Raw genomic sequence first — 21,409 nt, 5'->3', positions numbered from 1 at the left:
GCCACCCGGAGGCCGGGCTATCGCACCACGACCTTGCCGACTCCCGGGACGTTCCGGAGCGCTGCCTTGACTGCGTCTATCACCCGCCTGTCGGCAATCTTGATCTCGTAGCTCTCGACCACCTCATGGAGGGCGGGCGGCTCGCCCAGCAGGTACTCAGCGACCTTGCGGGTGTGCTCGGCGTCCTGGAAATAGACTTTGTCGATCCCGTCGACCCTCGCGAGCACCGCCTCGATCGCCTCCCGCTCCTGCCCGGTGGGCCGTCCCCGCCCCGTACAGGGCGGTTCCTGCTCCAAGCCCTCCCCACAGAGCTGAACCGACAGATCCGATTTTCCGTCCCAGAAGAGACGGTCGGTGGAAAAGTTCACGGACACCACGCCAGGCAGGTCCTCAACAGCCGCTCGCAGGCCGTCCATCAGGGGACGCGTCAGGTCCTCATCCCCGACATTCCGCAGGTGACCGTCGAACGACGGCGGAGCCTCCTCCTCGGTGAGAAGACCCTCCTCACCGAACTGCTCGGCCGTCTGCCTGGCCGCCTCTTCGGCACTCACAAACATGAACTTCTCGACACCGGGCACTCCGCGGATCGCCGTCTCGACCGCCCGCCGCTGCCGGTCGGTGACCCCCCTCCGGCATTTCTCGGCGCCCTCGCCCTCCCCCTTCTTGTCCGGACAGAGCCAGACGGAGAAGGACGTCACCGGCCAGGGCCCGTCAGGTGGGGGCAGGACGGTGAGGGACGGCCGGTCCCGGAGCAAGAAGGCCGCCACCACCGCACACAGAACGACGGCAACCACCGTAACCGTCGCCACCGTCAAGGGTCGCCGCCGAGGAACAGCCGACACGACCTTGCCAGAGCCAGAGACACCTTTTGCCGCAGCATCTCTCCCACCAGGGCCGGAAGTCACATGAGCCAAGATCCCGGAAGAACGGCGAGCCGGTCAAGCCTCCGATATCACCTCGCTTCCGACGCCCCGGTCATGCATCTATGCGAGGTGCCGAGCGGGGACCACGGGGCGAACGCCGTGGTCACCGACGACGCCGGAGACATCCTGATGATCCATAGCACGGACAGCCATGACTGGACGGCGCCCGGCGGCGCGATCGACCCGGGCGGATCCTCGCCGCCGGCGGCGATCCGGCGATGGACAGCCGACGCGGCTGCGGACCGGGCGCTCCCCGTCCGGTGCCGCCGGGCCGTACAGCGGCGGGTCAGGCCGGCGACAGCTCCGCCATCCGCGACCAGCCCTCGCCGGGCACCTCGACGTTGATGATCTCCGGTGTCTCCGCGATCACTTCGGGCATCCACGCCATGGCGGTCTTGAAGTGTTCGGAGCCCACGTGGGCCTCGCCCGCCGCGGATGAGGCGAACGCCTCAAGCAGGACGAACTGGTTGGGCGTCTCGACGCTCCTGGACCATTCGAAGAAGACGTTGCCCGGCTCCTGCCGGGTGGCCCGGGTGAAGTCGTCGACGAGCGAGAGCCATTCCTCGCTCCGCTCGGGACGGACGGTGAACTTGACGGTAATGAAGATCATGACCTGGTCTCTCTCGCCGTGGTGAAGCCGTGGTGAAGGGGCGTGTGCTCCGCGTGCGGGTGCCGCACCGGACAGGCACGCGACGCCATGACCACGATAGGCGAGAGCCCGGTCGGCCGGATGTCAAGGCGTCCCGAGCCGGCCTGTCTGTCACGCCCTGAGGCCGGCGGAGCCGATCACCGGGCAGCCGGGGGTCTCGGTGAGGACGTTCCGCTGATGCTCGGTCAGCGGATTCAGGACATCCCTGTCGGTGAGCTCCGCAGGCGAGGGGGAACTCCGTCCCTCCGACGGTCGTCCGTTCCGCGGCGGGCGGCGGCCCCGCCGCAGGGGGAGGTCGCCGGCGCCGGTGTGCCCACGTACTGCTCCCATTCCGCCGCCGTGAGGTCGCGGCCCACCGTGGCGCATGCCGTCGACAGCCATCTGCTGATGGACAGGTCCCACACCTGGGCCTCGCCGATCTCCTGGCCGGTGATGTCGTCCTCGGTCACGGTGATGAGGGAGGCGCCGTCAGGGGTGAGAGCCATCCCCGTCCGGGTGGTCGGCGACTTGCTGGGCAGGTCGAACGCGCCGAGTGTGGAGCCGTCGGCGATGTCGACGAGCAGAACGGTGCCGTCCCTGCGCTGCCTGGCGACGAGGGTGGACCGGGGAGCGGTGACCATCTCCCCCACGGGGTCCCCCTCGCCCCCGATCGACCGGATGTGGTGCTCTCCCCGCTCGTCGAACACGTCGAGCCGCCCGTTCTCCCGCTGCACGAGGAAGTGGTGCCCGGAGAAGCCGATCGCCTCCACCGGATCGCCCCGGACGGCACGCCGCCGTCCGGACGCCAGGTCGACGACCCACACCTGTCCGTCGTGCTCCCAGCGGGTTTCGAAGAATCCGGCCGTCATGGCTCCGGGGTTGACGACGGCGCTCGTCACGTCGTCGGGGTCGCTCACGGGCAGCGCGCGGGACTCACTGACGAGAGCGCCGTCGGCGACGTCCCTGACCGTGATGTCGCCGGACGGGTGGGCGATGATGACCCGGCGGCTGTCCCGCGACCAGGCGATCGACAGGGCCGCCGGGTCCTTCCAGGAGCCGAGAGGGCGGTTGTGCCCGTCCCAGACCCGGTAGCTGTCGCCGGCCCCGCCGTCCACGGTGAGGATCAGGTGTCCGTGCGGAGACCACGAGAGGGGGACCTGGCCTTTCACCGGGAAGTCCTGCGCGGGCGACCCGTCGGCATGATGGAACTCCGCCCCGCCCCGGTCGATGACGAACTGCCGCCCGTCGGGACGTACCTCGACGCGCGGGCCGGGGCAGGCCATGCATCCCCAGGGGACCTTCATCCTGATGCGCGTGCTGATCCGTGACACCTGCCGGAGGTCCCACAGCGTCAGTGTGCGCCCGGAGGCCGAGACCAGGCGGTCGCCCTCGGCGCCGAGGAACACCACGCCACGCTCGTTGACGGAGCTGTTGCCGGTCAACTCCCTCGGCTGTCCGTTCTGCTCCGCGGTCACATCGGACATCTTCTCCGCGGTCACATCGGACACGTAGACGGTGCCCGCGCTGGCCACGGCCACCCGGCGCCCGTCACCGCTGATCGCCATCGCGGTCGGCCGGCCGTTCCGGATGGGCGTGACGAAGTCGGGCTTCTCAGGGTCGTAGGACCGCTCCGCCCTGTCCCACACCGATGCGGGCGTTCTCCCGTTGGCCATGCCCAGCCTGCGGCCGGTGGGCGATATCGCGCCGGCCGGGTCGTACATGGGGAAGAAACCCGTTGAAACCGTCCTGTTCCTGAGGGGGCGCACCTCCCACTCCTCCAGCGCCCCGTCCGAGCCGAAGAAAATCACCGACGACTCCGACGGGAACACTATTTCGGCAGCCCCTTTGGGGAGGTCACGCGGGCGGAACGAGCGCCATTCCCCGTCGCGCCGGTCGAACACGGCGAGCCGGGCCGGCTTGTCGTACGGCTCCCCCGGCGGCTCGGAGAGGGCGACGAATCTCCCGGAAGGGGAAAGACCGACGGCGGTCGCCCTCATCGGCGGCCGGCCGGGGAGTTCCTGAGCGCCTTCCCGCGCGTCCCAGTACGCGATGGACACGCCGTCGGTGGCGGCCACCGCCTGTCCGCTGAAGCCGACCGACACGTCGACCACCGGTCTGGCCATGCGGGTGAGGTGTGTCCGCTCCAGTGTCGCGACGTTCCAGCGCAGAAGGTCACCGCCCCGGGTGCCGGCGACGACGGACTCACCGTCCCCCGAGGCTCTGACGACCGATATGTCCTCGGGGGCGTGGAGATATCTCACCAGGTGGGGGCTGGCCGTGACGGCTCTGAACAGCGCCGCCCGCGTCTGCGGGTTGTCATCCAGCCGGTAGGCGGCCACCGACAGCAGCTGCGCCACGTCGGCGTGGGTGCCGAGCAGGGAGTCCGCCGTGGCGGCCAGCTGACGGGAGTTGCTCACCTTCTCCCTGCTGGTCGCGACGTCGCGCTGCTGGAAGGCGACGGCGGCCGCGTAGGAGAGGCCTACCAGCAGGGCGGTGAGGACGGCGATGACGCCGCCGACCGTCTGGCGCAGCCGGCGCCGGTAACGGACGTGCAGCCCCACCATCGTGTCCTTGGGACGTGCGCGGATCGGCGCGGCGAGGTCCGCGACGACGAGGTCTCCCAGTGGCTCCGGACCGTCCGCTCCCGGTCCGGTGTCACCACCCGCCGCGGTGGCGCCCCGCAGGCCCTTCTCCCGCCGGAGGTCGGCCCATATCGGTTCTTGGGCGAAGGCTCCGGCGAGTTCCCGCCTGGGCAGTGCGGTGGTCGCGCACCAGTCGAAATCGTCGCCCTCCCAGACGATGTCACCCGCCGTCAGGGCGATCAGGAACCTGTCCGCCCCGCCGGGCTTGCGCGACATCCACCACTGGATCTCCCTGCGCACCCACGGCGACGCCGCCGACGCGGGCGAGGCGACGAGCAGGAACCACTCCGACCGGGCCAGCGCCCTCTCGATCTCCGGCCAGGCGCTGCCGCCGGCGGCGAGATCCGTCCTGTCGCGGAAGATCCTGAGCGATCTCGGTCTCCACCAGGGCCGCGCGAATCGCTGAAGCCTGTTCTGCAATTCCTCGGCGACAAAGGCGTCTCCGCCATGACTGTAGGATATGAAAGCATGATATTTACTTTTTTGTCGCATTGCAGGTAATCCGCGCCCGTTCACCTGATCACCAATGGCATTTATCGCGACCAGGAAAGCACATGATGGATTGACGTGATGCGGGCATCGCGACAATCCACCGTTCAGCCGGTGCGGCAGACCGCCTGATCTCCACCGAATCTCCACAGAAAAGCCAGTCATATCTGCATACGTCCTCCGTAGATTGCGGCTTATGGCAGATATGCACGACTTCGGCGGGTGGGTACGGGACTTCGAGGCCGAGGCCGAGCGCCGCGGGCTACAGGGCGATCCGGCCTGGGAGCGTGGGGCGCGGCTGGACCGTCCGGTGCTGCGCAGTTTGCAGCGCTTCCAGGTCGGCGAGGACGGCGACGGCGCGAACCTGATGGCCAAGGCCGCCGGCACGGGCGACGGGGCCTACGCTGAGGCGGTGCGGCTGTTCGTCGCCGAGGAGCGGAACCACGCGCGGCTGCTGGCGCTGCTGCTCGCCGCCGGAGGCGCGCGGACCATCACGGCGCACTGGAGTGACACGGTCTTCGTACGGCTCCGCCGGACGCTGGGGCTCCGGCTTGAGCTGCTGGTGCTGATGGTCGCGGAGGTGGTCGCCCTCCGGTACTACCGGGCTCTGCGCGACGGGAGCGGGGACCGGCTCACCTCGGACGTGGCGGGCCGGATCCTCGCCGACGAGCAGCGGCACGTGCCGTTCCACTGTGACCGGCTGCGGGAGTCGTTCCGGTCCACGCCCCGGGCGATCCGGACGGTCGTGCGCTGCGGCTGGTGGGTGCTCCTGCTGGGCGCCTGCGCCGTCGTCGTCTGGGATCACGGCCCCGCCCTGCGCCGTCTCGGGGTGTCCGGAGCGGCCTTCGTCACCGATGTCACCGGCCTGTTCTCGGCGGTGACCGAGAAGGTCTTCGGGGCGGGACGGCTCTGAACCGGACAGGCGGGCCCGGCACAGACCGGCTCGCCCGCCCATACCGAACAGGCAGGCTCGGCACAGACCGGCTCACCCGCCCGCACCGGACAGGCAGGCTCGGCAGACCGGCCCGCCCGCCCGCACCGGACAGACGGGCTCAGCCGTCCGTACCGGCCAGGAAGCCGAGCAGCAGCTCGTTGACCTCGTCCGGCGCCTCCAACTGCATCCAGTGGCCGGCTCCGTCGAGGCGTTCGTAGCGCCAGGGCCCGGTGACGTGCTCCGCCGTACCGGTCATCGCCCGCTCGGTGAGGAACCGGTCGCGGGTGCTCCAGACGCCCATGGTGGGCACCTGGATGGCGGGCAGGTCGTACGGCCAGGTGACCAGAGTCTCGGGCGGGACCCCGGTGCGGTAGATCGCCAGGCCGCTGCTGAGCGCCTGGGGGTCGCGCATGCGCTCGACGACCTCCTCGGCGTCGGGGTGCTCGGTCAGCATCTCGCGGAGGTTCCTGAAGTCGTCCTGAGCGAGCCACCGCTCGGCGATGTCGGGGAACTGGAACAGCAGCATGTACCAGGACTTCTCCCGCTGCTCCCAGCCCGCGGCCCGGAAGGCGGCGGGGTGGCCGACCGACAGGCAGGCGAGACCGGCCACCCGATCGGGTGCGGTGATGGCCAGGAGCTGCGCGAGCGTCGACCCCCAGTCGTGCCCGACCAGGTGCACCCGCTCGACGCCGACCTGGTCGAGGACGCCGGACAGGTCGGCGACGTACTGGCCGAGCTCGTAGCTCTTGAGGTCGGCGGGTTTGCCGGAGGCGCCGAAGCCGCGCAGGTCGGGGGCGATCGTACGGTATCCGGCGGCGTTCAGCGCGGCCACCTGGTGCCGCCAGCAGGCGTGGGTGTCGGGGTAGCCGTGCACCAGCAGCACGGCGGGGCCCTCCCCGCTGACCTGGACCTCAAGGTCGATGTCGTTGACATTGACGCGCATCACGTGGCTCCGATCGCGGACGGCGGCTCGGTGTGGACGGGGCCCAGTGCGGCACGTCCCCACCCGGTCCCATGATTGTGCCAACGGGACCGGGGACGGCCAACGCCCCGCCGGAAGTCGCCCAGACCGGCGACGTCACGGTTCGACCGACGTCACGGTTCGACCGACGTCACGGTTCGACGTACTGGTCGGCGTACGCCGTGGTGGGCGCGATGGGGGTGATCACGTCGATCAGGACCCCGTTGGGGTCGGCCACGATGAAGTGCCGCTGCCCGAAGTCCTCGTCGCGCAGCTCCAGTTCGGCCCGGAGCCCCCCGCGCACGACGAGCCGCTCCCACTCCGCGTCCACGTCCTCCACCTCGAAGTTGAGCAGCAGCCCCCGCACGGGAGCGCGATAGGCCTCGGGCAGCGTCGGATGGCCGTGGTCGAGCAGGGCGAGCTCGTACGGCAGCGCTCCCGGCCGCCGCAGGCTCACGTACCAGTCGGCCTCGAACGTCGGCTCGAACCCCAGCAGCCCGGTGTAGAAGTCGCGGGACTCCTGGAGCAGTGAGGTGCAGATAACCGGATAGAAGCTGGTCAGCGTCATACGGACTCCTTCACATACCGTCGGTATGTGAAGGTAATGTATTGACGTACCATCGGTATGTCAACGGACGGGGACGTGATGACGGACGGCGGCAGGGCGCAGCAGAGGGAGCAGACCAGGCGGGCCCTCATACGCGAGAGCAGACGCCTGTTCGCGGCCCTGGGCTACGGCGCGGTGGGCCTGTCGGAGATCGTCCGCGCCGCCGGGGTCACCAAGGGCGCGCTCTACCACCACTTCGACGGCAAAGCCGCCCTGTTCCGCGCCGTCCTGGAAGAGGTGCAGCAGCAGGTCGCCCGGACGGTGGCCGCGGCCGCCGAGGCTCACGACGATCCATGGACGCAGTTCACCGCCGGTTGCCAGGCGTTCCTCACCGCCAGCACCGACCCGGACGTCCAGCGGATCATGCTCGTCGACGGCCCCGCCGTACTGGGCTGGAACGAATGGCGCGCGCTGGACGAGGCCGCTTCGGCCCACCATCTGGCCGAAGCGCTCACCACCCTGATCGAGGAGGGAACGATCGCCCCGCAGCCGGTCGCGCCGCTGACCCGCCTGCTGTCGGGCGCGATGAACGAGGCGGCCCTGTGGCTGGCGGGGTCGGCCGACCCCGGAGACCTGGCCGACACCAGGGCCGCCCTGTCACAGATGCTGGAGGCGCTGCACGTCGGATGAGCCGCCGCCGGCCCGCGCGCACGGGCGGCAGCCGGCCCCTCGGGATCGATCGTCCGGTGACGCGGAGCCGGCTCCCGCGGGGCGACGGCGGGCAGGACGAGCGAGGGCGGTATGACGGCGAAGACGGTGATCCGACGGCCTCCGGACATGCCCGCACTCGCGGACCCGCCGCGTTCGCCGACCCACCGCACTCGCGGAGCCGGCCGGGGCGCCGACCCGCCCGGGTGGTACGCCTAGTGCGCCGCGTCCAGCCGGGCCCGCTGCTCCTGGGTCAGCTCCAGGTCCACCGCGGCCAGGTTCTCCTCCAACTGCGCCACCGAGGACGCCCCGGCCAGCGGGATCACCGGCAGCCGTCCGCCGATCTGCCAGGCCAGCACCACCTGGTTCACGTTCGCCCCGGTCTCCTCGGCGACCTCGCGCAGCACCGCCAGCCGGGCGGGCGTGCCCGGGTGGTCGTAGTCCGGCGGCAGCGGCTTGTCCTCCCGGACGTAGGCGCCGCCGAGCAGCGGCGAGTAGGCGACCAGGGTCAGGTCGGGCTCGGCCCGCAGGTAGCTGTGCAGCTCGGCCCCGGCATGGCCGAGGCTGCCGTCCTCGAAGAGCGGTTCGGGCATGTCGAAGCGGGGGCGCAGGTGGCTGTGCTGGTACTGCAGGACCTCGTAGCCGGGCAGCCCGGCCGCCGCGGCGAGAGCACGGGCCCGCTCCACCCGCCAGATCGCGTGGTTGCTCACCCCGAGCAGCCCGACCGTCCCTTCCGCCACCAGTCCGGCGAAGCCCTCGACGGTCTCGCCGAGCGGGACCGTCCGGTCCTCGATGTGCGCGTAGAGCAGGTCGATCCTGTCCACCCCGAGCAGTTCCCGGCTGCGCTCGGCGGACTCCCGGATCACCTTCGCCGACAGTCCCTCCGGGTTGTCGATGTAGCCGGTGCCGGGCGCGAGCGGCCGCGCTCCCAGCTTGGTGGCGATGACGATCTCGTCTCCGATGCCGCGGCTGCGCCGCCACCGCCCGAGCAGCGCCTCGCTCTGCCCGCCCTGGCCGCCGTCGACCCAGAAGGCGTAGTTGTCGGAGGTGTCGATGAACGTCCCGCCCGCCTCGACGTAGCGGTCCAGGATGGCGAAGGAGGTCTTCTCGTCGGTCACCGAGCCGAAGAGCATCGCACCGAGGGCGAGCACGCTCACCTCGCGGCGGGTCTCCGGGGCAGTGCCGATGGTGCGGTATTTCATGCTGTCCCCTTTGGTCCGGCCCTTCGTCTCCGGGCCTCGGACGGAAGTCTGGGACGTGGAGCGCGCTCCAGGTCAAGCCCGCCGGCCGCGCGGGATCCACCGGACGGCCCCGGACCCGGACCCGGACGGGCCTGAAACACCGGCCCCGGACCGGAACGGGCCTGGACACTCACCCTGAACCGGAGCGGGCCTGAACGGCCGGCCCCGGGCCCGAGCGGGCCTGAAGCTCGCCCGGACCCGAGCGGGCCTGGACGGCTAGCCCGCGCCGACCTGGGACAGGACGTCCGCGAGGGCGTCGAGTGCGGCCGGGTAGGCGTGCTCGCGCGGCGTGCCGTACCCGACGATGACCGCCTGCGGATGGTCACCGGCCCGGTGCCAGTGGCCGCCCAGGCTCCCCAGGGCCAGACCCCGCTCCGCGGCGCGGTCGAGCACCTCCTGCTCGCCGGGCCCACCGGGAGGCAGGTTGACCATCGCGTGGAGCCCCGCCGCGATCCCGTGGACGGCCAGGCCGGACACGGGTCCGAGCCGGTCCAGCAGGAGGTCGCGGCGGCGGCGGTAGTGCAGGCGGCAGGCGCGGATGTGCCGGTCGTAGACATGAGTGGTGATCAGGTCGGCGAGGGCCAGCTGCCCGATCACCTCGGTGTGGTGGTCGAGGTGCAGCTTGGCGTCCACCACCGCCTCGACGAGGCGGTGCGGCAGCACCATCCAGCCCAGACGCAGAGCGGGGCCGAGGGTCTTGGACGCGCTGCCCACGTAGACGACGTGGTCGGGCGCCATGCCCTGGAGCGCGCCGACGGGCTGGCGGTCGTAGCGGAACTCACCGTCGTAATCGTCCTCGACGATCAGGCCGTCGCGGGCGCGCGCCCACTCGGTGAGGGTGTGGCGGCGGGCCGGGTGCAGGGTGACGCCGGTCGGATACTGGTGGGCCGGGGTCACCACGAGCGCCCCCACCTTCCCGTGCTCGCCCATCAGGCCGGGGTGGGCCCCACGCCGGTCGACCGGGAGCGCGACGACGGCCGGACCGGCCCGCCGGACCACCTCCCGGTGAAAGCCCAGGCCCGGGTCCTCCATGGCCACCGCGTCGGCCCCGGCGTCGCCGAGCACCCTGGCCAGCAGGGCCAGCGCCTGGACGTAGCCGGAAGTGATCACGATCTGCCCGGGGGTCGCGAGCACGCCGCGGGTCCGCCCCAGATATTCGGCCAGCGCGGCGCGGAGCTCGGGCCGGCCGCGCGGGTCGCCGTAGTCGAGGGCACTGGCCGGCGTCGCGGCGAGCGCGCGCCGGATGGACCGCGCCCAGGCAGCGGCGGGGAACATGCCCACGTCGGGACTGCCCGGCCGCAGGTCGTGCCGGGGGACGGCGGCGCCGGGCCGCGGCGGCGGCTCCGGCGCGGACCGTCCGGTGAGGTCGGCGACCATGGTGCCGGACCCCCGGCGGGCGGTCAGGTAGCCCTCGGCGATCAGCTGATCGTAGGCGGCGCTCACCGTGCCGCGTGACAGGCCGAGCTGGGTGGCCAGCTTGCGGGTCGAGGGCATCCGGGCCTGCGGCGCGAGCCGCCCGGCGCGGACGGCGTCGCGCAGGGCGTGCTCCAGGCCGGCCCGGCGGCCGGTCGCGGTGTCGAGTTCCAGATACAGGTCGACCCCGAAAGTGGCCCAAAATTCCGACATAGATTTGGATCTTATTACCGGTCCAGTCGATCTCTAATGTCGAGGGCATGACCACGACGAACCCTCCCACCGTCCGGCTGGCGGTGGACAAGCTCGCCCCCCATGTCAACCGGGCGATGAACGCCCTCGACGCGGCCTCCAGGGAGACGGAGCTGGAGCCTGGCCTGCTTGAGCTGGTCAGGGCCCGCGCCTCGCAGCTCAACGGCTGCGCCTACTGCGTCGACATGCACTCCCGGGACGCGCGCAAGGGCGGGGAGAGCGAGCAGCGGCTGTTCGCCCTCCCCGTCTGGCGGGAGACGCCGTTCTTCACCGACCGGGAGCGCGCGGCGCTGGAGCTGACCGAGGCGGGCACCCGGCTCACCGACGGTCCGGTCTCCGACGAGGTGTACGGGCGGGCGGCGGCCCAGTTCACCGAGACCGAACTGGCCGAGCTCATCTGGACGATCACTGTGATCAACGCGTGGAACCGGCTGGGCGCCGTCGCTCACCCCTGGCCGCTGGCCTGACCGCCCGCGACCAGCCGGCGGGGGCGGCCGGTCAGAACAGCCAGTCGAGCAGGCCGCCGCCGCTGCTGTCCTGGCTCGGGCTCTCGCTGGGGGGCGTCTCGCTCGGCGCCGAGCTCTCCGTCGGGGCGCTCCGCGTCGGAGCGGGCTCCGTCGGCGGGCCGGTCTCGGGTCCGGAGGAGTCCTGCGGCCGGGAATCCAGCTTGTGGGAGCCGTCCCTCTCGCGCTCCCGGGTGGGGTCGGGGCTCGGCCGCGCCGGCGGACGGCTCCGCGTCGGCGTCGGCCGGGGCGGCTGCGTGCGGGGCACCGGGGCGCGGGAGACCTCCGGCTCGGGAGTCTCGCTCTCCTCGGCGGACGGCCGCGCCGTCTCCTCCGGCCCGGTGGACTCGGTGGGCTCGGCGGACGGCGTCTCCGGCTCCGGCCGCGGCGGTTCGGCCCTCGCGCACCCGGTGCCCGCCGGGCACGAGGTGTCGGGTGCGGACCCCACGGTGGAGGAGATCACCCAGCCTCCGACGAGCCCCAGCGCCACGATGCCCGCGACGACCGTCAGCAGCATCCTGCTCCGGCGCCGGGGCCCGTCGTCGGGCTCCGCGTCTCCCCTCCAGCCCGACCCCAGGAAGCCGCGGGTCTGCCCCGCGCCGTCGCGGGTCTCCCGCGAGGAGTCCCAGTCCTCCTGATCGTGGAGCTCGTAGGCGGCGTCCCGGGCCTCCTCGTCGCGGGTCTCGTACGAGACGTGCCGGGCCTCCTGATCATGGAGCTCGTAGGCGGCGTCCCTGACTTCCTCGTCGCGGAGCTCGTACGAGGCGTGCCGGGCCTCCTCGGCTCCGGCCCCTGCGACCTCGGGGGTCTTCCGGGACGCGTGTCCGTCGTCCCGGCCCGGCTCCTGGGCGACCTCCGGATCCCATCCGTCCGACAGCACGTCGCCATCCGGACGGTCAGGTCTGTGCTGTGGCGTGACGGGCCCCATGGGGCCGGTCCGCTCACGGGGATCCTCGTCGTATGGCCCTTGGATGCCGTCCTGCCCCACAACGACCCTCTCTGACGTGAATTTCGGTCGGGCAAATTCCTAGCAGATCCGACAGCGACCTGTCCGAAAAATTCACACACCGCGGGCAGTGTTCGAGGTTTTCCCCACCGCACGGAGCCGTCGGCCAGGCGGATGTCATCCGGCCGATGAGGCATGACGGCCGGAGCGAGGGTAGCCGGGACACATGCGGGCCGTACCGGTCCGGGGAGACCGGGGGTGAGGGGGCGTTCATGGCGTCATGGGTGGACCACGCGGTCCTGTGGCAGGTTTACCCGCTCGGGTTCACCGGCGCGGAGGGCTCGGCGCCGCCGCCGGGGGCGCCGGTCCGGCACCGCCTGCGGCAGCTCGACCCCTGGCTCGACTACGCGGTGGAGCTGGGCTGCTCGGGGCTGCAGCTGGGACCGATATTCGCGGCGGAGACCCACGGCTACGACACCGTCGACCACTTCCGGATCGATCCGCGGCTCGGCGACGACGAGGATTTCGACCATCTCGTCGCGGCGGCGCGCGGGCGGGGGCTCCGGATCGTCCTGGACGGGGTCTTCAACCACGTGGGCCGGGGGTTCCCGGTGTTCGCGCGGGCGACGGCCGCCGATCCCGATCCGCGTGCCGTGCGCTGGTTCCGGCGACCGGCCGGGAACGGCGGCGAGCCGGACTACGCGACCTTCGAGGGGCATCACCACCTCGTGGCCCTCAACCACGAGGAGCCCGAGGTGCTCGACCACGTCGTGCGGGTCATGAACCACTGGCTGGACCGGGGCGCGTCGGGCTGGCGTCTCGACGCGGCCTACGCGGTGCCGCCCGGCTTCTGGCGCGGAGCCCTGGAACAGGTGCGGCCGCTCCACCCCGACGCGTGGTTCGTCGGGGAGGTGATCCACGGCGACTACGCCGGATACGTCCGGGCGAGCGGCCTCGACTCGGTCACCCAGTACGAGCTCTGGAAGGCGATCTGGAGCTCGCTCAACGACGGCAACCTCTTCGAGCTCGCCTGGGCCCTGGACCGGCACGACGGCCTGCTCGACGCCGTGCCGCCACCGCTGACCTTCGTCGGCAACCACGACGTGACCAGGCTGGCCAGCCGTCTCACCGACGTCCGGCACCTGGGCCACGCGCTGGCCGTGCTGTTCACCGTGGGCGGCGTGCCCAGCGTCTACTACGGCGACGAGCAGGCGTTCCGGGGCGTCAAGGAGGAGCGGGCCGGCGGGGACGACGCCGTCCGCCCGGCCTTCCCCGACCGTCCCGGCGCCCTCGCCGCCTCGGGATGGCCCGTCTACCACCTGCACCGGCGCCTGATCGGCCTGCGCCGCCGCCATCCCTGGCTGGTCAGGGCCCGCACCGTTGCGGAGCATCTGACCAACCGGGCGGTCGCGCTGACCTCGACCTGCGCCGAGGCCCCGGGCCGCAGGATCGTCACCCTGCTCAACGTCGACGACCGGCCCCACCCGTTCCCGCTGGAGACCGGCGGGCTCACCGTCGAGGTGACGTCGGAGGCCGCGCCGCCCTCCGGCGACCCGGCCCTCGTCCCCGCCCACGGCTGGGCCGTCCTCAGTGGCCGGTGACCCCCGAGGGCGGCGTCCCGGGCGGGCGACGGCCCCCGGCCGGCGTGACCGGGTAAGGACCAGCCGAGCATTTGATCTGCGAGGACCACACATGGGAGCCGGGAAGGTACGGTCGGCTCATGTCTGAGCGCAGCATGCCGCACGACGCCGCCTCCTGGGCGTGCCCCCACGGGCAGGACGCCCGCCGAGGCTGCGTGGCCTGCTACGAGAGATCGGTCACCCCGGACCCGGCGCTGCCGTTCTGGGAGGTCGCCGCCTGGTTCACCACCGAGCAGCCGATCCCCATCAGGACCTTGCAGGACGTTCACCACCACGGCCGCCGTTTCGCCCTCGATCAGCCGTCCACGCCGCTGGTCTACCTCCTGACCGGTCACGCCCGCGCCCACGACAGCGTCGAGGCCCTGGCGGGCGTGATCGGTTTCCTCCTCCACAACCGGCATGTGGTCGCCGACTTCACCGTGACGGAGACCCGGGCCACGCCTCAGTCGCCCGCCAGGACCAGCGCCGCCCGCCAGACGGACGTGTGGCTCGACGACCGGCGAGCCACCTGAGAGGCGGGGCGGACCGGCCTCCGCCCCACTGCCGGAAAAGCGCTCCCCAGTGGGAGCGCCGGTGGACCAAGATCTCACCAGGATCGGGACCCGCCGGGCATCGCGTCCCCCGCGCCGGGTACGGCTGCCGCTAATTACACTAAATGCCCGGTTTCATAGCTAAAGGTGGAATTTCGGGGGTCCGTAGTGAAGAGAGCGGTGGCTCGCCTTGCGGCGGGCGGGATGGCCGTCGTCGCGGCGTTCGGGCTGACGGCCTGCGGGGTCATCGGGCGGCCCGGGTCCGACGAGACGGCCTCCGCTCCCGGCCGCGCCGTGGCCGAGGGCTTCAAGATAGGTCTGCTGCTGCCGGGGACGGAGGCGACGCGCTACGAGAAGTTCGACCGCCCCTACATCACCGAGAGCGTGGCCGAGCTCTGTCCCAGGTGTCAGGTCGTCTACGGCAGCGCCGGCCGCGATCACGACCGGCAGCGGCGGCAGTTCGACTCGATGCTCGGCGACGGCGTCAAGGTGATCATCCTGGACGCGGTGGACGCCAAGGCGATCGCGCCGTCGGTGTCCAGGGCCGTGGAGCAGGGCGTGAAGGTCATCGCCTACGACCGCCTGGCCGGCGGGCCGATCGACGCCTACACCTCCTTCGACAACGTCCAGATCGGCAAGATGCAGGGCCAGGCCCTGCTCGACGCCCTCAAGGCGGAGGGCGACCCCAGGCGGGGGCCGATCGTGATGATCAACGGCTCACCGGCCGACCCGAACGCGGGCGACTTCAAGAAGGGCGTCCACTCGGTCCTCGACGGCAACGTGGTGATCGGCGGGGAGTACGACATCCCGGGCTGGAGCTCCGACCTGGCCGCGTCCGACGCGGCCGGCGCGTTCGCCACGCTCGGCCCGGAACGGGTCATCGGGGTGTATGCGGCCAACGACGGCATGGCCGGCGGCGCCGCCCGGGCGATGCGGATCACCGGGATCGCCAAGGGCACGCCGCTGACCGGCCAGGACGCCGAACTCGCGGCCATCCAGCGCGTCCTGCTGGGCACCCAGACGATGACCATCTACAAACCGATCAGGCCCGAGGCCCGCAACGCCGCCCAGATGGCCGTCGACCTCGGCTCGGGCAGGACGGTGACGGGCGGCGCCGACGGCGAGGGGACCGTGGCCAACGGGACCTCGTCCTCGATCCCCGCCCAGATCATCCAGCCGATCGTGGTCACCAAGGACAACATCGAGGACACCGTGGTCAAGGATGGTCTCTGGAAGGTCGAGGAGATCTGCACGGCCGACCTCCGGGCCGCGTGCAAGTCCGCCGGGCTCACCTGAGCCAAGTTCACCTGAGAGACCCCGAGGACCGGCGCCCCCTCCGCCGAAGAGGGGATAGCGTCGGCCGCATGAGGACACTGGTCACCGGCTCCGCCGGGTTCATCGGAGGCCATGTGGCCGCCGCCCTGGAGGAGGCCGGGCACGAGGTCGTCGGCTTCGACCTGCGGACCGGCGGCGACGTCCGGGACCGGGAAGCGCTGGACCGCGTGCTGGGCGGTGTCGGCGCCGTGGTGCACCAGGCGGCGAAGGTGGGGCTCGGCGTGGACGTGTCCGACCTCCCGGACTACGCCTCGGCGAACGTGCTGGGCACCGCCACGCTGCTGGCCGCCATGGCCGGGCACGGGGTCGGGCGGCTGGTGCTCGCCTCGTCGATGGTGGTGTACGGCGAGGGCGCCTACGAGTGCGCGGCGCACGGCCGGGTGCGGCCGGGCCCGAGGGCGGAGCGCGACCTCGCCCGAGGGCGGTTCGAGCCGCGCTGCCCGCACTGCGCGCTGCCGGTCGGCCCCGTCACCATCGGCGAGGACGCCCCGGCCGACCCGCGCAACGCCTACGCCACGACCAAGCTCGCCCAGGAGCACCTGGCGGCGAACTGGGCGCGGGAGACGGGCGGCACGGCCGTCGCGCTGCGCTACCACAACGTGTACGGGCCCGGGATGCCGCGCGACACCCCCTACGCCGGGGTCGCGGCGATCTTCCGGTCGGCGCTGGAGGCGGGCCGGGCGCCGCGCGTGTTCGAGGACGGCCGCCAGCTCCGGGACTTCGTGCACGTGCGTGACGTGGCGCTGGCCAACCTCGCGGCGCTCGGCGGGGGGACCCCCGGGACGCTGGCCGCCTACAACATCGCCAGCGGGCAGCCGCACACGGTCGGGGAGATGGCCGCGGCCCTCGCGGCCGGACACGGCGGCCCGGCACCGGTGACCACCGGCGAATACCGGCTGGGCGACGTGCGGCACATCGTCGCCGGCCCGGAACGGGCGGCGGCGGAGCTCGGCTTCCGCGCCGCGGTGCCGTTCGCCTCAGGGATGGCGGAGTTCTCCACCGCCCCGCTGGGCTGACCGGGCGGCAGACCTCACCACGGGGAGCTGACGAGCCCCTGCAGCAGGAGCCCGGTCAGGGCCTGGGCGGCGAGCCACCACCGGCCGGGCGACGACGCGGCGGCCAGGACGATCCAGACCGCGTAGGGCACCCAGATCCGCTCGACCTCTCCCCTGGTCACCCCGCTGACGTCGAGGGCGAGCACGGCCACAACCGCCGCCGCGACCAGCGCGCGCACCCCTCCGGGCGGCGTCCGTGCCAGCCCGGCGGCGGTCGCGGGGCCGGTCAGGAGGGCCAGCACCGCCAGGTTGGCGGCCAGGAAGTAGAGGTAGGGCCGGGCGGCGCCCGGGTCGGCGGCCCACTCCGCGTGGGTGGCGAGCACCCCGAGCGGCCACAGGAAGCCGCCCGCGACGGCGGCCGCGGTCACCGCGGCCGCCCCCGCCAGGCAGGCGACCACGGTGGCGTGGGAGATCCGCGCCACCACGGCGGCGACCACCGGGATCAGCAGGTACGGCACGAGCCCGTAGCTGAGGTAGGGCAGGGCCCCCAGCAGCACCCCCGCCGCCCCGGACAGCACCCGGCCCCGCCCCCTGCCCCCGGACACCAGCAGGGCGACGCCCCAGGCGCCCACCCCGGCGAAGAAGGCGTCCATGGTCGTGGCGATCCAGACCGCGGCGGGGGTCAGCGCGAGGTACGGCAGGGCGAGACGGGCGCTCTCCTCCCCCGCCAGCCGCCGGACGGTGAGCGCGACGGCCACGGTCGCCGAGCATCCCACCGCGACGGCCAGCACCGCCGCCCAGAACGGCCCGGGCAGCCCGGCCTCCGCCAGGGCCCAGAGCACCAGGACGGGCAGCGGGGGATGGCCCCGCACATGGGTGGGGTAGCCGGGGAGCCGCTCGGTGAAGGAGGCCAGCCAGCCGAGTGGGTCGTCCCCCACGGCGGGCAGCACGGCCAGATACTCGTAGCGGCTGGTGAACGGCTGGGCCAGGCCGTCGCCGGAGACGGCCAGCAGCACCGTCCACGTCAGGGCCGTGCCGTACGCCACGGCCAGGGCCTGCCCGAAGCGGAGCCGGACGGCCAGGCCGGGCAGTACGGCGACCGCCGCCGCGGCCAGGAGCAGGGGCGGCAGGAGCGCGGCCGTCGGCGTGCGGAGCCGCCCGTGCAGCGGCGGCAGGCGGTCGATGGGCAGCGCGCCGCGGGCGCGCAGGACGGCCCCGGCCGCGAACGCCGCGACGACGAGCGCGGCCCAGACGGCGAGCGCCGCCCGGCTCCGGCGGCCACCGGAGCCGGCGCCTCGCCGGGACGGGCCACCGGCCGCGGACAGGCGCCTCCCAACGCCCCACCGGAACAGGCCACCGGCCGCGGACAACCGCCTCCCAACGCCCCACCGCAACGGGCCACCGGCCGCGGACAACCGCCTCCCAACGCCCCGCCAGGACGGGCCACCGGCCGCGGGCGGGCCCCCTGCCTGCCGCCGAGACTGTTTGATCACACCCTCACATTAGGTCTGACCTGCTATTTTTCCGCGACACGTCACCACTCCGTAAGGGTTGACAGGCCCTGCCGGCCGTAGCGTCGCAAGCATGGAGATCGATGTGGTGCTCCCGTGCCTGGACGAGGAGGCGGCCCTGCCGTGGGTGCTGGGACGCATGCCGGACGGCTACCGCCCGATCGTGGTGGACAACGGCTCCACGGACGGGTCGGCACGGGTCGCGGCCGAGCTGGGGGCGCTGGTGGTGAGCGAGCCCAGGCGCGGGTTCGGCGCCGCCTGCCACGCGGGCCTGCTGGCCGCGACGGGCGAGGTGGTGTGCTTCATGGACGCCGACGCCTCGCTGGACCCCGGCCAGCTCCCGCGGGTGACCGGGCCCGTCGCCTCGGGCCGGGCCGACCTGGTCCTGGGCAGGCGGGTGGCCGGCCCGGGAGCCGCCTGGCCGCTGCACGCGCGGCTGGGCAACGCCTTCCTCGGCTGGCGGCTGGCCCGCCGCACCGGCACCCGGCTGCGCGACATCGGCCCGATGCGGGCCTGCCGCCGGGCGGACCTCGTGGCCCTGGGCCTGACCGACCGGCGTTTCGGCTACCCGCTGGAGATGGTCCTGCGGGCGGCCGAGCGAGGCTGGCGGATCACCGAGACCGGAGTGGACTACCTGCCCCGCAGCGGACGGTCCAAGGTGACCGGCACCGTACGCGGCACGCTCCGCGCGGTCGGCGACATGCGCAGGGTCCTGAGCGGGCCGGGCGGCACCGGATGACCGGCGGCCGCGACGGGACCGCCCACCGGGACGCGGCCCGCGCCGGGGCCGGTCCGCGGCGGGGGCGGCTCCCCCGGGAGGACGGGGGCCGGGCCGTCCGCGGCGGCGGGGCCCAGGTCGTCGTCATCGCCAAGGAGCCGGTGCCGGGGCAGGTCAAGACCAGGCTCACCCCGCCGTTCACCCCGGAGGAGGCCGCGGCCCTGGCCGCGGCGGCGCTGGCGGACACCCTGGGGGCGGTGGCCGCCGCCCCGGTGGACCACCGGGTGATCGCGCTGCGCGGCGGCACCGGCCCCTGGCTCCCGCCGGGCTTCACCGTGGTGCCGCAGCGGGGCGCCGGCCTGGACGAACGGCTGGCCGCCGCCTTCGACGACGCCCACCGGGCCTGCCCGCTGCCCGTCGTCCTGATCGGCATGGACACCCCGCAGGTCAGCTCACTGCTGCTGGCCACCGCGGTGGCCGGGCTCGCCACCTGCGACGCCGTCTTCGGCCCCGCCACCGACGGAGGGTTCTGGCTGCTCGGCCTGCGCCGTCCCGACCCCGCGCTCCTGCTCGGTGTGCCGATGTCCCGGCCCACGACCGGCGCCGTCCAACTGCGGCGGCTGCGCGCGGCGGGTCTGTCGGTGGGGATGCTGCCTCCCCTGCGGGATGTGGACACCGCGGAGGACGCGCTGGCGGTGGCGTCCGAGGCGCCGTCGTCCCGCTTCGCCGCCGCCCTCGCCGGGCTCGGCGCGGGAGTGCTCCCGGCGGCCGGTCCGGCCCCGCGGCGGGGCCGCCGCCCCTCGGACGGAAGCGGCCCGGCGCCCCGGCCCCCGCCCCGGCCCCTCGGCCCCCTCCGCAGGAGCGGCCCCATGACCGGGCGCCTGTCCGGGGCGTCCCCCGACGCGACGGATCCACCTGCGTAGACTCGTGGAAGGAGGCAGGACGATGGTCGACAAGCCTGCGCTGACGGAGAAGGTGGTGTTCACCAGCGGGCTGCGCTCGGAGGGCGTGGCCGCCCGGCTCGGCGCGCTGCTGGGCATCAGCTTCACCCTCGCCCTGATCACCGGGCTGTTCAGCCACTTCATGCAGCACCCGCCGCCCTGGCTGGACTGGCCGTCGCGGCCCATCGGGCTGTACCGCGTCACCCAGGGGGTGCACGTCATCAGCGGCCTGGCCACGATCCCGCTGCTGCTGGCCAAGCTGTGGGCGGTCTACCCGAAGCTGTGGCAGTGGCCGCCGTTCCGCTCCGCGGCGCACGCGGTCGAGCGCGCGTTCGTCCTGCTGCTGGTCGCCGGAGCGCTGTTCCAGCTCTTCACCGGGCTGCTGAACATCGCCTACACCTACCCCTGGTCGTTCTTCTTCCCGGCCGCGCACTACTGGACCTCGTTCATCGTCTACGGCGCCCTGATCATCCACGTCGTCACCGAATGGTCCAAGGTCCGCCGGTCCGTCCCCGTCCCGCTGGAGCCGGCCCGGCGCCGCTTCCTGCTCACCATCGGCGCGGCCTCCGGGCTGACCGTGCTGCTCACCGTCGGCGAGGCCTTCGCCCCGCTGCGGCGGCTGGCCCTGATCGCGCCGCGGAACCCGGCGATCGGGCCACAGGGCCTGCCGGTCAACAGGACCTCCCAGGCCGCCGGGGTCAGGCCCGTCGACGCCAGCTACCGGCTGGTCGTCACCGGCGCGGTCCAGGCGGAATACTCCTACCAGGACCTGGTACGGCTGCCGCAGCACACGGTCGAGCTGCCGATCGCCTGCGTCGAGGGCTGGAGCGCGTCCGCGCGCTGGACCGGCGTCCGGCTCCGTGACCTGGTGGCGGGCGCCCCGCCCGACGCCCTGGTCACGGTGGAGTCGCTGGAGCGTCCCTCCGGCGTCTACCGGACCAGCGAGCTGCGGCCACCGCACTGGAACGATCCGCTGACCCTGCTCGCCCTGCGCGTCAACGGCGAAACGCTCCATCTGGAGCACGGCTACCCGCTCAGGCTCATCGCGCCGGACCGGCCCGGCGTCATGCAGACCAAGTGGGTCACGAAGGTGGTGGTCTCGTGAAGGCGGACGGTCACCGGGTGAGCGGTTACAGAATGGTCGGTTACGCCGCCGGGGCCGGGCTGGTCCTGCTGGGGTTCGCCGGGCTGCTCGCCGACGCCGACCAGACCCGGCCGCTGAGCTGGGCGGTGTGGTTCGGCGGGATCCTGATCGCGCACGACCTGCTGCTGGTGCCGTTGGTGCTCGCGACGGGCGTCCTGACCCGCCGGATGCGCCGGCCGTACCGGGCGGCGCTGGTGATCGGCGCGGTGATCACCCTCGTCGCCCTGCCCATGGTCCTGGGCTTCGGACGGCGCGCCGACAACCCCTCCCAGCTGCCGCTGGACTACGGGCTCAACCTCGTCGTCATCCTCGCCGTGATCGCCGCCGCCGGGTTCGCCGCCGGGACGCTCGCCCGCGTCCGCGAGGCGCGCCCACCCCGCCCCCGCGGCTGAGCCCCGCCCCGTCCCC

At 73.0% G+C, this 21,409-nt stretch carries 20 protein-coding genes; 11 read left to right on the top strand and 9 right to left on the bottom strand.

The window, feature by feature from the left end:
* Positions 1-17: 17 nt before the first annotated feature.
* From J2S55_RS20375 to J2S55_RS20360, 3 genes are all read right to left on the bottom strand, one after another.
* Complete coding sequence (locus J2S55_RS20375; RefSeq protein ID WP_306875501.1) at positions 18-809, bottom strand: permease-like cell division protein FtsX; 792 nt, start codon at positions 807-809, stop codon at positions 18-20.
* Between the two features lie 400 nt (positions 810-1,209).
* A complete protein-coding gene (locus tag J2S55_RS20365; RefSeq protein WP_306863358.1) occupies positions 1,210-1,533 on the bottom strand; it encodes a putative quinol monooxygenase in 324 nt (107 codons plus the stop codon).
* 233 nt (positions 1,534-1,766) lie between these two features.
* Positions 1,767-4,685, bottom strand: a complete 2,919-nt coding sequence (locus tag J2S55_RS20360; protein ID WP_306863355.1) for a toll/interleukin-1 receptor domain-containing protein — start codon at positions 4,683-4,685, stop codon at positions 1,767-1,769.
* A 193-nt stretch (positions 4,686-4,878) separates the two neighbouring features.
* Here J2S55_RS20360 and J2S55_RS20355 point away from each other — a divergent pair, with 193 nt between their 5' ends.
* Positions 4,879-5,595, top strand: a complete 717-nt coding sequence (locus J2S55_RS20355; RefSeq protein WP_306863354.1) for a ferritin family protein — start codon at positions 4,879-4,881, stop codon at positions 5,593-5,595.
* 139 nt (positions 5,596-5,734) lie between these two features.
* Here J2S55_RS20355 and J2S55_RS20350 read toward each other — a convergent pair whose 3' ends face one another.
* Together J2S55_RS20350 and J2S55_RS20345 are read right to left on the bottom strand one after the other, a co-directional pair.
* Positions 5,735-6,559, bottom strand: a complete 825-nt coding sequence (locus J2S55_RS20350) for an alpha/beta fold hydrolase (protein WP_306863351.1) — start codon at positions 6,557-6,559, stop codon at positions 5,735-5,737.
* Between the two features lie 169 nt (positions 6,560-6,728).
* Complete coding sequence (locus J2S55_RS20345; RefSeq protein ID WP_306863348.1) at positions 6,729-7,145, bottom strand: VOC family protein; 417 nt, start codon at positions 7,143-7,145, stop codon at positions 6,729-6,731.
* 57 nt (positions 7,146-7,202) lie between these two features.
* Here J2S55_RS20345 and J2S55_RS20340 point away from each other — a divergent pair, with 57 nt between their 5' ends.
* On the top strand, positions 7,203-7,814 hold the full coding sequence (locus J2S55_RS20340) for a TetR/AcrR family transcriptional regulator (RefSeq protein ID WP_306863345.1): 612 nt from the start codon (positions 7,203-7,205) through the stop codon (positions 7,812-7,814).
* Between the two features lie 233 nt (positions 7,815-8,047).
* Here J2S55_RS20340 and J2S55_RS20335 read toward each other — a convergent pair whose 3' ends face one another.
* Positions 8,048-9,034, bottom strand: coding sequence for an aldo/keto reductase (locus tag J2S55_RS20335; RefSeq protein WP_306863343.1), 987 nt, complete (start codon positions 9,032-9,034; stop codon positions 8,048-8,050).
* A gap of 255 nt (positions 9,035-9,289) precedes the next feature.
* Positions 9,290-10,699, bottom strand: a complete 1,410-nt coding sequence (pdxR, locus tag J2S55_RS20330; protein ID WP_306863341.1) for a MocR-like pyridoxine biosynthesis transcription factor PdxR — start codon at positions 10,697-10,699, stop codon at positions 9,290-9,292.
* A gap of 47 nt (positions 10,700-10,746) precedes the next feature.
* Between pdxR and J2S55_RS20325 the strand changes: the two genes are divergently transcribed.
* Complete coding sequence (locus tag J2S55_RS20325) at positions 10,747-11,205, top strand: carboxymuconolactone decarboxylase family protein (RefSeq protein WP_306863339.1); 459 nt, start codon at positions 10,747-10,749, stop codon at positions 11,203-11,205.
* A 31-nt stretch (positions 11,206-11,236) separates the two neighbouring features.
* Here J2S55_RS20325 and J2S55_RS20320 read toward each other — a convergent pair whose 3' ends face one another.
* Positions 11,237-12,121: a hypothetical protein gene (locus J2S55_RS20320; RefSeq protein WP_306863336.1), complete on the bottom strand. Its 885-nt coding sequence runs from the start codon at positions 12,119-12,121 to the stop codon at positions 11,237-11,239.
* A gap of 338 nt (positions 12,122-12,459) precedes the next feature.
* On the opposite strand from J2S55_RS20320, the gene J2S55_RS20315 reads away from it, so the two are divergent.
* From J2S55_RS20315 to J2S55_RS20300, 4 genes are all read left to right on the top strand, one after another.
* Positions 12,460-13,788, top strand: coding sequence for an alpha-amylase family protein (locus J2S55_RS20315; protein ID WP_306863333.1), 1,329 nt, complete (start codon positions 12,460-12,462; stop codon positions 13,786-13,788).
* Between the two features lie 119 nt (positions 13,789-13,907).
* On the top strand, positions 13,908-14,339 hold the full coding sequence (locus J2S55_RS20310) for a hypothetical protein (RefSeq protein WP_306863330.1): 432 nt from the start codon (positions 13,908-13,910) through the stop codon (positions 14,337-14,339).
* Between the two features lie 198 nt (positions 14,340-14,537).
* Positions 14,538-15,653, top strand: a complete 1,116-nt coding sequence (locus J2S55_RS20305) for a sugar ABC transporter substrate-binding protein (protein WP_306863329.1) — start codon at positions 14,538-14,540, stop codon at positions 15,651-15,653.
* Between the two features lie 68 nt (positions 15,654-15,721).
* Positions 15,722-16,708 (top strand): NAD-dependent epimerase/dehydratase family protein, encoded by a 987-nt coding sequence (locus J2S55_RS20300; RefSeq protein ID WP_306863326.1) that lies wholly within the window; start codon positions 15,722-15,724, stop codon positions 16,706-16,708.
* Between the two features lie 14 nt (positions 16,709-16,722).
* Here the strand turns inward: J2S55_RS20300 and J2S55_RS20295 are convergent, their stop codons facing one another.
* The gene (locus tag J2S55_RS20295; protein ID WP_306863324.1) at positions 16,723-18,057 is read right to left on the bottom strand and encodes a hypothetical protein; all 1,335 of its coding nucleotides are present in this window, start codon (positions 18,055-18,057) and stop codon (positions 16,723-16,725) included.
* Positions 18,058-18,271: 214 nt separating this feature from the next.
* On the opposite strand from J2S55_RS20295, the gene J2S55_RS20290 reads away from it, so the two are divergent.
* The 4 genes from J2S55_RS20290 to J2S55_RS20275 are packed head-to-tail and all read left to right on the top strand — an operon-like array spanning position 18,272 to position 21,393.
* The gene (locus tag J2S55_RS20290; protein ID WP_306863322.1) at positions 18,272-18,937 is read left to right on the top strand and encodes a glycosyltransferase family 2 protein; all 666 of its coding nucleotides are present in this window, start codon (positions 18,272-18,274) and stop codon (positions 18,935-18,937) included.
* Positions 18,934-19,839, top strand: coding sequence for a TIGR04282 family arsenosugar biosynthesis glycosyltransferase (locus tag J2S55_RS20285; RefSeq protein WP_306863321.1), 906 nt, complete (start codon positions 18,934-18,936; stop codon positions 19,837-19,839). Before J2S55_RS20290 ends, J2S55_RS20285 begins: the two co-directional genes overlap by 4 nt.
* A 22-nt stretch (positions 19,840-19,861) precedes the next feature.
* Positions 19,862-20,962 (top strand): molybdopterin-dependent oxidoreductase, encoded by a 1,101-nt coding sequence (locus tag J2S55_RS20280; RefSeq protein ID WP_306863320.1) that lies wholly within the window; start codon positions 19,862-19,864, stop codon positions 20,960-20,962.
* A gap of 17 nt (positions 20,963-20,979) precedes the next feature.
* Complete coding sequence (locus J2S55_RS20275; protein WP_306863318.1) at positions 20,980-21,393, top strand: hypothetical protein; 414 nt, start codon at positions 20,980-20,982, stop codon at positions 21,391-21,393.
* Positions 21,394-21,409: the final 16 nt, after the last annotated feature.

Origin of the sequence: Streptosporangium brasiliense, from assembly GCF_030811595.1 — a bacterium.
GTDB classification, from domain to species: domain Bacteria; phylum Actinomycetota; class Actinomycetes; order Streptosporangiales; family Streptosporangiaceae; genus Streptosporangium; species Streptosporangium brasiliense.
This window is presented reverse-complemented; position numbering and strand designations above follow the sequence as displayed.

Bases quoted from the DNA above. Each gene is read 5' to 3' on its own strand.
- J2S55_RS20365 (WP_306863358.1), bottom strand. From the start codon at position 1,533: ATGATCTTCATTACCGTCAAGTTCACCGTCCGTCCCGAGCGGAGCGAG.
- J2S55_RS20360 (WP_306863355.1), bottom strand. From the start codon at position 4,685: ATGCGACAAAAAAGTAAATATCATGCTTTCATATCCTACAGTCATGGC.
- J2S55_RS20355 (WP_306863354.1), top strand. From the start codon at position 4,879: ATGGCAGATATGCACGACTTCGGCGGGTGGGTACGGGACTTCGAGGCC.
- J2S55_RS20350 (WP_306863351.1), bottom strand. From the start codon at position 6,559: ATGCGCGTCAATGTCAACGACATCGACCTTGAGGTCCAGGTCAGCGGG.
- J2S55_RS20345 (WP_306863348.1), bottom strand. From the start codon at position 7,145: ATGACGCTGACCAGCTTCTATCCGGTTATCTGCACCTCACTGCTCCAG.
- J2S55_RS20340 (WP_306863345.1), top strand. From the start codon at position 7,203: ATGTCAACGGACGGGGACGTGATGACGGACGGCGGCAGGGCGCAGCAG.
- J2S55_RS20335 (WP_306863343.1), bottom strand. From the start codon at position 9,034: ATGAAATACCGCACCATCGGCACTGCCCCGGAGACCCGCCGCGAGGTG.
- pdxR (WP_306863341.1), bottom strand. From the start codon at position 10,699: ATGTCGGAATTTTGGGCCACTTTCGGGGTCGACCTGTATCTGGAACTC.
- J2S55_RS20325 (WP_306863339.1), top strand. From the start codon at position 10,747: ATGACCACGACGAACCCTCCCACCGTCCGGCTGGCGGTGGACAAGCTC.
- J2S55_RS20315 (WP_306863333.1), top strand. From the start codon at position 12,460: ATGGCGTCATGGGTGGACCACGCGGTCCTGTGGCAGGTTTACCCGCTC.
- J2S55_RS20310 (WP_306863330.1), top strand. From the start codon at position 13,908: ATGTCTGAGCGCAGCATGCCGCACGACGCCGCCTCCTGGGCGTGCCCC.
- J2S55_RS20300 (WP_306863326.1), top strand. From the start codon at position 15,722: ATGAGGACACTGGTCACCGGCTCCGCCGGGTTCATCGGAGGCCATGTG.
- J2S55_RS20290 (WP_306863322.1), top strand. From the start codon at position 18,272: ATGGAGATCGATGTGGTGCTCCCGTGCCTGGACGAGGAGGCGGCCCTG.
- J2S55_RS20285 (WP_306863321.1), top strand. From the start codon at position 18,934: ATGACCGGCGGCCGCGACGGGACCGCCCACCGGGACGCGGCCCGCGCC.
- J2S55_RS20280 (WP_306863320.1), top strand. From the start codon at position 19,862: ATGGTCGACAAGCCTGCGCTGACGGAGAAGGTGGTGTTCACCAGCGGG.